The following is a 12,656-nucleotide window of genomic DNA, read 5'->3' on the forward strand; positions in this document are numbered from 1 at the left end:
AAATATAATCTATGACCAAACTTGTTTCACAAGAAACAATCATAAAAAATCAGACCCAAACTAGTTTTCCTCTTTGTTATAACCGATCTATTTCTTCTTCTGCTCTAGGGGTCTTTATCAGTATATCTGCTATTTTGGCTACAGCAGCTGTATTCACCTGTTTAAGCTTAGCGTGTTCACCAGAAATACTTATTATCATAACTGCATTAATCACAGGGGTTCTTGTCATTCTCTGTTTTTTACAAATTGTTTTTCATATCCATGACAAGAAGCAGAAAATAATAAAATATCCATCTCACCTACAACCCCTACCGATAGTATCCACAAAAATTCCAGCTCCTCCACAACTTCCTGAAGCTATTTTTAGAGAGTTAAAACAAAAGATATCTTCAGGATCTGAACAAGCAGCAATAGAGAATCTCATACACGTCAATCAAGAGGATTTCTTCCCTGACAAGGATGCTTGGATGAAGATTTTTCTAAAAGATCCGCAATTTTTATTACAAAGCATACTAGCTTCATGGAGAACTTGCCAAATAGATGGTGAAGAGGTCACTCTTTCTAGAAATTACATAGGATTTAATATCATCCTTACAACTCGTGATTTTGCAAAACTTGAAGCAGAATCTGTTATCAATGAACAACCAAAACGCTGTTACATACATCAGGTTCTTCAAAAGAGTTTAGCCCGAAATATAGAGGGCCAGGTCATAAGAACGACACTGGGAAATCTAAATTACGTAATTCCTATTCTTCCAGACTCTTTAACACCTGATGAAAATACGGCTGTAGAAAGTAAAGAAGGTATCGACGAGACCCTTTATAAAATCTTCAAAAGTTTCTTCACGAAGTATTATGTAGCATTAAATGCTAGCGTTTCTAAAGAAAAAATTATTAATCTACAACTACTCAGATCAGGATATCTTGATATCAGAGTACGTCAAATGGAAATTTTTGCGCTATTTTGTGCTATTGAACAAATGCGCTTCACACGAACACCTGGAATACCAAATCTACGGAGAAATACAGTTGAGTCGCAACAATTACCAGTATCCAGACCGATACTACAGCCAACGCCTATCCCTGCATGTGAATCCCATCCTACTGCACCCATAGCAAGCGCTTATGAGTCCCCTTATAGTCAGCTAAGAACATTCGTACCCAAAAATACACAATCTCCCTACAGCCAACTTCGACCAGGAGCACCTAGAGAGACAATCTCCACACCTCAATTTGATGAAATCCAAACTTTCTTAGTTCAGGAGAGACCTCAACAAGACATTCCAACAGATGTAAGCCAAACGTCCGTCTATATTTTATCTCCAGAAGATTATTGGAAGATATTCGTAGAGAAAGATACGACATCATTACCACGAGAATGTTCTCCATACGGACTTCTTTCTCATCCCCAAGGAAATCATGGAGATTCAATGCGGAATCTAAATCAAGCACGTTTTATGGAAACAGAAAATCTAGTGATTACCAACTTAACTGAAGTTGAAATTCAAAATCTTAGTTATCTCTCTAGACCAACGGATTCTGAATAATTTTTATAATAGCACTCATTAAATTGTATAATCATACACCATAGACGTTGTATGAAGTAAACGTGATAAAAGAGATACGCGATATTGATTCAAAGCTGTGGCGTTTGTTAAAATCTCACGAGCTCCAACAACGTTATCCTCTGACATCTGACAATGTTCGGGAAGATACTCTATATGCAATCCAGAAAGAATGACTAAACCTTTGTCTAAGCGTCGAGAAATAATTGCAGCAGGCTGTTCAGGAAGATCCTCATAACGAGCTTCTACACAAATCCCCCCACAGGTATCTGCATATTCAAAATACGGACCACCGTTAAATAAAGCCCAACCACTCGTATTTAAATTAGAAAAAAATAGTGGTGCAGCACGTACACCTATTGGACTTGTATAAGAGAATAACGAACCGTAAGCGGGACCTACAGCACGACCAGGGAAAAAACCCAATCCTCGATCAGCAACATAAAGAGCGCCATCGGGCTCATTAAAACTTAAGCTTTTACATGCAAAATAAGCTCCCGCACAAATACCTAAATAATTCCCGCCCTCACGAACATAATTATCTATTCTTGCAGTACCTAAACCTTGCAAAACTTTGTGATAGGGACGATCAGCACCTCCGGGGATAATCAGTAGACGCGCTGTAAATTCCCATAAAGGATCGTAAAGAAGAAAATTCCCATCTACGCGACATATTTCTAGGTTTTCCTCAGAGGGAAGACTATTTTTTAACCAGCGGATCAGATGACGCAAATAATAAGGAGAGACGCCTTCGTCAGAGTAAATAAGTACTTTGGTTCTCATAGAAAATAAACCGAGGATTAATACTTGGATTAGAATCACCCAAGTATTATAAAGTGTTCAATCCATTAAAAATGTTGTTTATGGTAAAATATTTCTTTTATTGCTTATAAAACCATTTTATTCTTTCAAAGGCAGATATGTTTGTTAACGATGCTCAAACAAAACAATCCCATAGCGTTCCTGTAGGACTATTTCATAGCCTATTGGCCTGTCTCTATTGGGGAATAGTCTTCGTCATTCCTAATTTGTTAGAATCTTTTCAAGAACTTGATATTGTCTTAACCCGTTATACCATTTTCGGGATTTTTTCTCTGTTCCCTATTCTATGGAAAAGACAAAATATCTTTAAAAACATCTCTTTGCATGTTTGGGGTCAAAGCTTCCTCTGGGCCTTTCTTGTAAATATGGTCTACTATTTTGGCATTGCTTTGGCAATTCGTTACGTAGGGGCCGCTATAACTATTATTATCGCTGGATTAGCTCCCATAGCTGTTCTATTTCATTCAAATGTAAAGAAAAAAGAGCTTTCCTATACCCTACTCTCTGGAATTAGCTGCGTGATTTTCTTGGGGGTCGTGCTAACAAATCTCTCGGAATTTCATTCAACAACAACAGTAAACCCTCTAGAGTATTTTATAGGGCTTTCTTGTGTAATCATATCTACGGGTATTTGGGTTGCTTATATTATCTGTAACTACGATTTTTTGTTAAAAAATCCTAATATTTCTCCAGATTTATGGTGTGGGATGCTCGGAGTAGCTTCGTTAGCTATTTGTCTCCCCTTGATTATTATTTGTGATTGTCTAGGTATCACACACGTTGCTCATAATTTTATAGCGCATACCCCAACATCAGAACGGCTACTCTTTATTCTTCTATGCTCTGCTATGGGAATATTCTCCTCATCGCGAGCCATCACGTCATGGAATAAGGCTAGCTTACATTTATCCCCTGCTCTTTTAGGAGCCATGTTAATCTTTGAGCCTATTTTTGGGTTAATTTTATCCTATCTTTATGAAAAGACCCTGCCCACCTTACAAGAAGGTATTGGGATTTTCTTAATGTTGGGAGGTAGTCTCATTTGTTTGATTCTTTTCGGAAGAAAGGCGAATCAAAAGGAACCAGAGGAATCCAAGATTCTTCCTTCTGCAGATTAGCACACAAAATTTCTCATGATGAATTTATAAAACTTGTTTTTAAGAATCCATGAGCGATTTTCACTTCAGGATGAAAAGTACATCTTTAAAAATACTCATCGAATAAAAAATTTATCTTCAGCTAAACTCACCTTACTATCTCAATCAACGAAACTTGATAAAGATCAAATCAAAATCTCGCGTTTCAAAATACAGAGCGCAATGTATAACGCGAATATCTTGGTGAGAAAAAGAAACCACGTAAGTGTTCTTATGGACACATTGGAAATACTAGTGTATAGGTATCTTTCGTTGTTACATTTAAGCACTAGAGAATTTTTCAGTCTCCAATAGATAAAAAGTATTGGAGAAGGGTAATTCGCGTGCCTTAGGAGGCAAGCAACTTGAAAAAGGTTATACTCTCAAATCCTCTAAGCTATAGCTGTGGAAATATGTCAGTTAATTCTCCTATGACACTCGTTCCCCTAAATTAGATTTAAGAATTCTATGGAAAAAATTTCCGGAAAATTAAAAAGCGTACTTTTTGAAGATCACGATTCAAAAGAAACCGCTGCGCACATGAGAATACCCTATAAGGGTACGATCATCGTTATCAAAGGTCAGTTTCCTGATTCTTTTCTACAAATCGGTATGCAGCTATACCTGTATGGAAAATGGTCAGAAAATTCAAATTTAGGAAAATACTTCCAAGTATACAGTTACGATTCTTTGGAAATGGGCGATAACCGTGGAATAGTCAATTATCTTACCTCTAAGCTTGTCAAAGGTATCGGACCGAAAATCACTGAGAAGATTATTGAAAAATTCCAAAATGAGACTGCTGATATTCTTGATAATCAACCGGAAAGATTAATTGAAATTCCAGGAATTAGCCAAACCCGCTGTGATAGTTTATGCTCACAACTTCGCGAACAAAAAGATCTGAGAACTACTCTTCTTTTCTTACAACAATATAATATCGCTATCCACTATGGCGTAAGAATTTATAAAAAATATAAAGAGCATTCCATAGAGAAAATCTGTGAAGATCCCTTCCTACTCGCTAGAGAAATGGAGGGTATTGGGTTTAAAACAGCTGATTTGATCGCCACACGCTTAGGAGTACCCTTAAACTCACAAAGTAGATTATTTGCGGGAATACAGCATTCTCTAGAAGAACTCCAAGAAGATGGCCATACTTGTTATCCCCTACAGGGGCTTGCTCAAGCTGTAGAGAAACTCCTAAATCAGGATATTCCTGAAAAAATTATACAAACTGAAGAGATCATCTCTCAAATATATAGCATGCAAGAGAAAAATCTTTTGCATATTCAAGAGTTAGAAACCATACCTCACGTCTGGGTAAAGCATATTTACTTAGCAGAAAAGACTGTGGTTTCTGATTTAAAACGGATCTTATTTTCCTCCAGGAAAATTCGTCCTATAGATGGGAATAAAGCCATTCAATGGGTTGAAGACAATCTAAGCCTTCACTTAGAGCAAAATCAAAGGGAAGCGGTTCGTGCATGTTTTTTAGAAAAGATTCATATCATTACCGGAGGACCTGGAACAGGAAAAAGCACCATCACAAAGGCTATCCTGAAGATATTTGAGCAGGTTACCTATAAAATCATTCTAGCAGCCCCTACGGGGAAAGCAGCAAAGCGTATGACAGAAATTACTGGAAAGCATTCGGTGACTATTCATGCCCTACTACAATATGATTTTAAGACACGTTCATTTCGTAAGAATTATGAAAATCCCATAGATTGCGATCTAATCATAGTCGATGAATCTGGAATGATGGATACATATCTCCTCTACCATTTTCTAAAAGCACTTCCTGACCATGTGATTGTTATCTTGATCGGAGATGTGCATCAGCTACCTAGTATTGGCCCTGGAAATATCTTAAAAGATATTATCAATTCTAAAAAAATCACAGTAACCAAACTGAATAAGATTTTTCGCCAAGTGCATGACTCAAACATCATTATCAATGCTCATAAAGTCAATGAAGGTGAATTCCCTATACTTTATTCTGAATCGGGACGTAAGGATTTCTTATTCTTTCAAAAGGAAGATCCCCAGGAGGCCATGGACCATATTGTCCACCTAGTCACACAGTTTATCCCTAAGAAATACCATATTTATCCTAAAGATATTCAGATTCTTGCCCCGATGAAAAAAGGTATCTTAGGAATTCATAATCTCAATAAAGTACTAAAATCTGCTTTAAATCCTAAACAAGCAACTCTCCACGGCAAGTTTCAATCCTATGCTATTGGAGATAAAGTTATGCAAATCCGCAATAACTACAATAAAGAAGTATTCAATGGAGACATTGGCTATATCTCCATGATCAACTTTGAAAATAAACGTGTTATAGTAAATATGGAAGGAAAATACGTTGTATATTCCTTCTCAGAACTTGACGATCTTGTTTTAGCCTATGCCACTTCGGTACATAAATATCAGGGAAGTGAAAGTCCCTGTATTGTCCTTCCTTTACATACATCTCATTTCATGATGCTCTATAGGAATCTTCTCTACACAGCAATTACAAGGGGAAAACAGCTTGTCATTCTAGTAGGCACAAAAAAAGCAATTGCTATAGCCACAAGAAATGATAAGGCACAACATCGCTGCACAGGACTTGTGCAAGCTCTTGAACAACTTACACAACCCGAACAAGAAACTTTCTCATTTTCATGAGATAAATAAGAAACTAATCTACGATTGTAAATAATAGCTGCGGTGTTGTTAAAAAGAAAACCTCATCAGAGAACTCTAAAAACTCTGCATCCCAAAGGCTTGCCACACGATCTTTATTCTGATTTTCAAGATCTAGAGATTTTGGAGAAAGCATATTCCATATCTCCCAAGCTGTCCCCGGAAGAATAGGATATGCAATCAATGCTAACAATTTCTGACAATAACACGCACAAAAAAGTATAGCTTCTACACGATGCGATACCCCTTCTTTAAGAAGCTTCCACGGTGCCTGATCATTAAAGTACACATTTCCTAACGCTGCCAACTCCATAATTGCTGAGCAGGCCTTACGCAAGCTATACTTACTATAATGTGCCCGAGCTTCCTGAACAATTCTTTGTGCATCATCCAAAAACTGTCTATCTTTGTCTTCTAACATATCTTTAGGATATGCTAGTTCTCTAAATCCATTTTTTTCTGCAAAAGCAAGCACACGATTAATAAAATTCCCAAACTTACCGACAAGCTCTGAATTACATCGTGTCTTAAAATCTATGAAAGTAAATTCACTATCAGAAGTTTCTGGAGCTGTGGCAGCTAACACATAACGCAATTTATCAAGGGAATACGTATCCAAGAAGGCATCCATATCTACATAATTCCCTTCGGATTTACTGAATTGATAACCCTCGAGAAGATAAAACTCTGAAGATATTAAAGCGTCTACCTTCTTATAAGGAAGGCTTTGACCTAATTCCATAGCTGGAAATATTGCCGAATGAAAAGGGATATTGTCCTTACCTATAAATTGTACGTAATCTGTAGATTCTTCTAACCAAAAGTCTCTCCATGCATCAGGATTATTCACAGACGCTGCCCAATCCATAGTTGCGCTGATATAACCAATAGGAGCGTCAAACCACACATAAAATACCTTGTTTGGGAAGTCAGGAACAGGAATCCCCCAAGATAAATCTCTAGTAATGGCACGTGGACGTAAGTTCTTAATATAATCTACAACAAACTTACGAATATGCTCAGGTAAATATACTTTTTCTATAAACGTTAATAAAGGCTCAACCATACGTTCTAAATGAAAATACGCATGCTCAGTCTCTTTAAGAACTAGTTGAGATCCTGATAATTTAGATCGTGGATTAATTAGATCGGTAGCTTCGTAATCGGCACCACATTTTTGACATTCATCACCACGTGCGCCATCAAATCCACATTTTGGACACGCACCTTCTACATAACGATCAGCAAGAAAACGATTTTCATCTTCAGAATATAGCTGGAGTGAAGTCTCATTTTCTACTAAGCCTTTTGATTTTAGCTGTAGATAAAAATCTTCAACAAGAGCTTTGTGAAAAGGATTCGTTGTACGTGAGAAAAAATCTAGGGAAATCCCTAATTTATTGAAAGTATCCTTATGTATCTTATGATACATATTCACATACTCTTGATATCCCAAACCTGCGCGTTCGGCATTTAATGTGATTGCAATTCCATATTCATCAGAACCACAAATATAGAGAACATTATCTCCTAATAATCTACGGAATCTAGCATAGACATCCGCAGGCAAATAGGCTCCAGCTATATGTCCAAAATGTAGAGGTCCGTTCGCATAAGGTAATGCCGAAGTAATTAAAACGCGCGCGGGCATTATTTCACATCACTCCATGAATAAGCTGAAGGATCTTTTCTTCTTCCTGATGTGGTTCCTTCTCTTCTTCTCTCAGTAATTGGAGCAGTGGTATTTTCCACATCTTCTTCTGTAAAATCTGCTTGTACACCGTCCCTTTCCAGCAAAACCAATGCCTCAATGGCTGCATTAGAAGAACGTACGTCGCCTTTTGTTATTCTAATTTTTGCCTGCTTAATTGCGTAATTAACTAAACTAAACGGGCTTTCAAACAATTGGTTTAACTTTTCATTTGTTAAACGATCTTTGTTGCTCATAATACGTTCCTATGTTCTTCTGCTATAAAAATACTCTTCAAAATCTCGTAAGATTTTTCCAAATCATCATTGATAATGACGTATTCAAATTGGTTCGATGCAGCTTGTTCAACGAGACTGTGCTGCAACCGTTCTTGTCTCTGAGAATCTTGTTCAGACCCTCTATGTTTTAAACGCCTCTCTAGTTCTTCCTGAGAAGGCGCGGAAATAAAAACAGTGACTGTAGGGATCCTATTTTTCAAAGACAAAGCACCTTTTACATCAATCACTGCAACCGCATGTTTCCCCGACTTCCAAATTTCATCAATTTCTAAACGACTGGTCCCGTAATATTCTCCAAAAAGTGAAACCCACTCTAAAAAATCATTACTATCTAACCTTCGTTTAAACTCTTCTTGGGAAACAAACCGATAATCCACACCAGGAACTTCTTCAGGACGAGGAGATCGTGTTGTTAGGGATAAAGTTTTTTGAAAAGAATTGGGAAATTCTTGCGCTAACATACGCACTAGTGTAGTTTTTCCGGCTCCTGCAGGAGCACTAATAGTAAATAGTTTCGGTGCACACAAAGGTTGATCAGGAGAAAAAGGAACACGAACTTTATTTTTCATAAAATATTAGAATACCTGCCTTATGGGAGCAAAACTCTTTCTATGACAATCACAAGGACCAAAAGCCTTCAATGCTGCTAAATGCGCGGCTGTTCCATAACCTTTATGCTTATCAAAACCGTAATCAGGATAGCATTGATGAAGCTTTCGCATTAAGTCATCTCTATACTCTTTAGCTATTATCGATGCTGCAGCTATGGATACGGATTTTGAATCTCCTTTGATAATCTTCTTACAAGGAATTTTATGAGGTAAATGTAGACCGTCTATTAAAAGAAAATCAGGATGAACAGACAGACTTGCTATTGCTTTCACCATAGCCTCCTTGGTTGCTTCAAGAATATTGATCTCATCTATTCTTTCTACAGAGACAACTCCGATTCCATAATATACATCTGGATCATTCAATAGAATATCGCGAATTTTGATTCTTTCCTTAGGAGTTAACTTTTTACTGTCATTCACTCCAGCAAATATCTTACCTCGAGGAAGAATACAAGCTCCTGCAACTACAGGCCCCGCTAGAGGGCCTCTTCCGACCTCATCCACTCCAGCTATGATAGAGAAACCCTCATCAAAAACTTCTTTTTCAAAGATGGTTTTTGATAAAAATAACTGTTCTTCATCAATAGCTAGTGTCTTCATAGATCGGTATATCTTGAGTAAAATCAGAAATCAGCTAAATTCAATAAATATAACTAACTATTTCTTAGCGGCTCTAGGGCCAATATATTCTTTAACTTTAGCGGCCTTACCAGTCTTACCTTTTAAGTAGTATAGACGAGCTCGAGAAACTTTACCGCGTTTTACTACTTCAATACTTACGATCTTAGGACTATGAAGCAAGAAACTCTTTTCCATACCTTCGCCATAAGCAACGCGATGCAAAGCAACTGTTTCTCCTGCTCCTCCGCCTCTACGGGCCATCACTGTCCCTTGGAATACCTGTGTACGTTCTTTACCGCCGTCTACAATTTTTGTAGCTACACGAATTGTATCACCAACACGAAAATCTGTAAGAGCTTCCGTTCGAAGTTGTTCGTCTTGCAATTCCTTAATTAAGTTCCCCATATACTTCACCTAAATTCTCTATTTCTATTTTGCCTTTTTGTAAGAGACCGTCCACTGATGTCCGTCAAAATCACGCACTACTCTCACCGCTCCACGACCGTCAGCTTGTTCTAGAGTCCCTCCAAGCATCTTCCATCGTCCTAAAAAATTAAAAAAATCGTCTTCACAATCCAATCGAAGCGACAAAATGGCTATATTTTTATTTTCTAACCCTACTTCTTGCAAATGTAGAACCGTTTGCGTCTTTCCCGGGATTTGTAGTTTATCATTGCTAGGTTGATTTAATCTAAACATCTTAGAATAAAACTTGCGAGATCGTTGTATATCTGCAACCTCTAAAACTACAGCACTCTCCCCTTCTAATGTGTACTGTTTCGGATCTTCTTCCTGTGGGAAAATTTCCTTGTTCTCTCGATCATAAAGATAACGCACATATAAATCAGGGCGCCTTTCTCGGGTTCTATCTAAACTTACTTGCTTTCTCCATCGAGCAATTGCTTGATGATCTCCTTGAAGAAGCACTTCAGGAACCTCTTTACCTTCAAATACTCGAGGACGTGTATATTGAGGTCCCTCTAATAACCCATTTTCTAAAGAATCCTTTTCCGCACTTTCCTGGTTTCCCAAAACACCAGGGATAAAACGAGATAAAGCATCGATTACGACTAAAGCGGCAACTCCACCATTAGTTAAAACATAATCTCCGATACTTATCTCCTCATCCACTTCGCTTTCTAAAGCTCTTTCGTCAATTCCCTCATAGTGCCCACATAAGAATATCAAATGAGAACACTTGGCCAATTCTCGGCTCTTTTGCGCTGTCAAAAGCATTCCTTGAGGAGAAAGATGTATTACCTTGGTATCACTTCTTTTAATATGCCGTATTGCCTGCACTACAGGCTCTGCCATAAGAAGCATCCCATCATTATTAAATGGGGCATCATCTACTTGCTTCCACTTTCCTAATCCAAAATCTCGTATATCTCTGGATTCAATTTTCAACAGCCCGTTCTTAATAGCCCTGCCCAAAATACTCGAACGTAAGGGACTATCAAAATAGTCTGGGAATAAAGAAAGTATCTCGATCTCCATCCCACAACCCTAAAAACTATTTCGCAACAGCTTTTACAGCTTCTGCTCTTTTTGAAGCGCGACGTTGACGATAAGCACGACGTTTTTGACATACAGCAGCTTTACGAGCAGTTTGTTTAGCCATCAATTCACTATAAACTCCAGGAGCGCCTTGTTTAATCAAAACAGCGGCTTTTTCTGTAAGTTCAGCACCTTGATTTAACCAATGGAAAATTCTATCACTTTTCAATTGATAGTTAACTGCACTGTGAGGATCGTACCAACCTAATAATTCTATGTATCTACCATCACGAGGAGACTCAACATCAACAAGTACTAATCTATAGACTACATGATTTCTTCGTCCTTGTTGTCGTAAACGAATTTTTAACGCCACAGGTTTCCTCCAGACATTTTCTTTTTCATTTGTTCTACTCTCTCTTTACTCATATTTTTAAAAAACTTTTTAGATTGTGCCATACGCTTGCGAAACTGGTTTACATCACCTAAAGTCAATCCACAACCGGCAGCTATTCTTTTCATGCGACTCATGTCTAGCTCAACTCCCTCTTTTCTTTCTTCGGGAGTCATAGAAAGAATAATCGCTTCTGTTTTTTTCATATGCTCTTCAGAATCCGCTATATCTTTATCGCTAGGTTTAGCACCGCCAAAACTCGGCATCATCCCCATAAGTTTTCTAAGTGGACCCATACGTCGAAATGCCTTCATCTGTTTATAATAATCTTCATAAGTGAAGGTCGACTCTATTAATTTTTTCCCAAGCTCTTCGTCCTCTTCTTCAGAAATACATTCACGCATTTTTTGGACAAAATGCACGGTGTCTCCCATACCTAAAATGCGATCCGCCATAGATTCTGCATTAAAAAGTCGAAGATCTTGTATTTTCTCACCACAGCCTTCAAATTTTATTGGTTTTCCCAATAAACTTTTCATCGACAATACAGCTCCGGCTCGAGCATCCCCATCTGTCATGGAGATAATCACTCCTGTGAGATCTAAATAATCATCAAACGCTTTAGCTGTGGCAACAGCGTCCTGTCCCATAGCCAAATTCATAACAAATAGCCGTTCACATGATTTGGAGATTTTTTGTATGGAAACCAATTCTTCCATCAACACTTCATCCACATGCAATCGGCCTGCTGTGTCAATCAAAATAAGATCATGACCATGCTGTTTTGCATAGTCTAAAGCCTGGGAAACTACTTTCACAGGATCCTGACCTTCGCTATTATACAGTTCAGCTTGGGTTTTTGAAATCAAGTTTCTTAACTGATCTATTGCTGCAAAGCGTTTTAAATCGCAGGGAACAACTAACACCTTCTTTGCCTTGCGTTCCTCTAGAACATAGGCAGCAAGTTTAGCACATGTCGTAGTTTTTCCCGTTCCTTGTAAACCGCAAAGTAAAATCACCCCAGGATTTCCTGAAGTAATTAAATCGGCCTTACCGCCAAGCAATTCTGTTAATTCTTCGTGCAAATATCGTATAAACTGCTGTCCAGGGGAAACATGCTTCCATACTTCCTCTCCAAGAATTTTTTCCTTGACCTTAGCAATAAAACTTTTAACGACATGATAATTCACATCAGCATCTAGTAGGGCTAAGCGGACTTCCCGGATCGCTTCAGAGATATTTTCTTCAGTAATTCTACGAGAAGAAATCAACGAAGAAAAAATTGAGGATAGTTTTTGCGATAAAGAACTGATCATCTACTCAG

At 37.9% G+C, this 12,656-nt stretch carries 12 protein-coding genes; 3 read left to right on the forward strand and 9 right to left on the reverse strand.

Annotation, left to right across the window (positions count from 1 at the left end):
• Positions 1-11: 11 nt before the first annotated feature.
• Positions 12-1,547: a hypothetical protein gene (locus C10C_RS03255; RefSeq protein ID WP_117274412.1), complete on the forward strand. Its 1,536-nt coding sequence runs from the start codon at positions 12-14 to the stop codon at positions 1,545-1,547.
• A gap of 18 nt (positions 1,548-1,565) precedes the next feature.
• Here C10C_RS03255 and C10C_RS03260 read toward each other — a convergent pair whose 3' ends face one another.
• Positions 1,566-2,348, reverse strand: coding sequence for a BPL-N domain-containing protein (locus C10C_RS03260; protein ID WP_174222231.1), 783 nt, complete (start codon positions 2,346-2,348; stop codon positions 1,566-1,568).
• A 137-nt stretch (positions 2,349-2,485) separates the two neighbouring features.
• On the opposite strand from C10C_RS03260, the gene C10C_RS03265 reads away from it, so the two are divergent.
• Both C10C_RS03265 and recD2 read left to right on the forward strand, forming a co-directional pair.
• A complete protein-coding gene (locus tag C10C_RS03265; protein WP_117274414.1) occupies positions 2,486-3,505 on the forward strand; it encodes a DMT family transporter in 1,020 nt (339 codons plus the stop codon).
• A gap of 486 nt (positions 3,506-3,991) precedes the next feature.
• Positions 3,992-6,199, forward strand: coding sequence for an SF1B family DNA helicase RecD2 (gene recD2, locus C10C_RS03270; protein ID WP_117274415.1), 2,208 nt, complete (start codon positions 3,992-3,994; stop codon positions 6,197-6,199).
• Positions 6,200-6,212: 13 nt separating this feature from the next.
• On the opposite strand, the gene metG is transcribed toward recD2, so the two are convergent.
• Genes metG through ffh form a run of 8 tightly spaced genes read right to left on the reverse strand, consistent with a single transcriptional unit; the run spans position 6,213 to position 12,648 of the window.
• Positions 6,213-7,868 carry a methionine--tRNA ligase gene (gene metG, locus C10C_RS03275; protein WP_117274416.1) on the reverse strand — a complete coding sequence of 552 codons (1,656 nt, stop codon included), beginning with the start codon at positions 7,866-7,868 and terminating at the stop codon, positions 6,213-6,215.
• Complete coding sequence (locus C10C_RS03280; RefSeq protein ID WP_117274417.1) at positions 7,868-8,164, reverse strand: hypothetical protein; 297 nt, start codon at positions 8,162-8,164, stop codon at positions 7,868-7,870. The genes metG and C10C_RS03280 overlap by 1 nt, the downstream gene beginning before the upstream one ends.
• Entirely contained in the window at positions 8,161-8,775 is a 615-nt protein-coding gene (gmk, locus tag C10C_RS03285; protein ID WP_117274418.1) for a guanylate kinase, read from the reverse strand. Before gmk ends, C10C_RS03280 begins: the two co-directional genes overlap by 4 nt.
• 6 nt (positions 8,776-8,781) lie before the next feature.
• Positions 8,782-9,420 (reverse strand): ribonuclease HII, encoded by a 639-nt coding sequence (locus tag C10C_RS03290; RefSeq protein ID WP_117274419.1) that lies wholly within the window; start codon positions 9,418-9,420, stop codon positions 8,782-8,784.
• 57 nt (positions 9,421-9,477) lie between these two features.
• Positions 9,478-9,846, reverse strand: coding sequence for a 50S ribosomal protein L19 (gene rplS / locus C10C_RS03295; protein ID WP_117274420.1), 369 nt, complete (start codon positions 9,844-9,846; stop codon positions 9,478-9,480).
• A 24-nt stretch (positions 9,847-9,870) separates the two neighbouring features.
• Positions 9,871-10,938, reverse strand: a complete 1,068-nt coding sequence (trmD, locus tag C10C_RS03300) for a tRNA (guanosine(37)-N1)-methyltransferase TrmD (protein WP_117274421.1) — start codon at positions 10,936-10,938, stop codon at positions 9,871-9,873.
• 16 nt (positions 10,939-10,954) lie between these two features.
• Positions 10,955-11,314, reverse strand: a complete 360-nt coding sequence (locus C10C_RS03305; protein WP_117274422.1) for a 30S ribosomal protein S16 — start codon at positions 11,312-11,314, stop codon at positions 10,955-10,957.
• Positions 11,305-12,648: a signal recognition particle protein gene (gene ffh, locus C10C_RS03310; protein WP_117274423.1), complete on the reverse strand. Its 1,344-nt coding sequence runs from the start codon at positions 12,646-12,648 to the stop codon at positions 11,305-11,307. Before ffh ends, C10C_RS03305 begins: the two co-directional genes overlap by 10 nt.
• Between the last annotated feature and the right edge of the window lie 8 nt (positions 12,649-12,656).

This window comes from Chlamydia poikilotherma (genome assembly GCF_900239975.1).
Classification (GTDB): Bacteria; Chlamydiota; Chlamydiia; order Chlamydiales; family Chlamydiaceae; genus Chlamydia; species Chlamydia poikilotherma.

Bases quoted from the DNA above. Each gene is read 5' to 3' on its own strand.
- C10C_RS03255 (WP_117274412.1), top strand. From the start codon at position 12: ATGACCAAACTTGTTTCACAAGAAACAATCATAAAAAATCAGACCCAA.
- C10C_RS03260 (WP_174222231.1), bottom strand. From the start codon at position 2,348: ATGAGAACCAAAGTACTTATTTACTCTGACGAAGGCGTCTCTCCTTAT.
- C10C_RS03265 (WP_117274414.1), top strand. From the start codon at position 2,486: ATGTTTGTTAACGATGCTCAAACAAAACAATCCCATAGCGTTCCTGTA.
- recD2 (WP_117274415.1), top strand. From the start codon at position 3,992: ATGGAAAAAATTTCCGGAAAATTAAAAAGCGTACTTTTTGAAGATCAC.
- metG (WP_117274416.1), bottom strand. From the start codon at position 7,868: ATGCCCGCGCGCGTTTTAATTACTTCGGCATTACCTTATGCGAACGGA.
- C10C_RS03280 (WP_117274417.1), bottom strand. From the start codon at position 8,164: ATGAGCAACAAAGATCGTTTAACAAATGAAAAGTTAAACCAATTGTTT.
- gmk (WP_117274418.1), bottom strand. From the start codon at position 8,775: ATGAAAAATAAAGTTCGTGTTCCTTTTTCTCCTGATCAACCTTTGTGT.
- C10C_RS03290 (WP_117274419.1), bottom strand. From the start codon at position 9,420: ATGAAGACACTAGCTATTGATGAAGAACAGTTATTTTTATCAAAAACC.
- rplS (WP_117274420.1), bottom strand. From the start codon at position 9,846: ATGGGGAACTTAATTAAGGAATTGCAAGACGAACAACTTCGAACGGAA.
- trmD (WP_117274421.1), bottom strand. From the start codon at position 10,938: ATGGAGATCGAGATACTTTCTTTATTCCCAGACTATTTTGATAGTCCC.
- ffh (WP_117274423.1), bottom strand. From the start codon at position 12,648: ATGATCAGTTCTTTATCGCAAAAACTATCCTCAATTTTTTCTTCGTTG.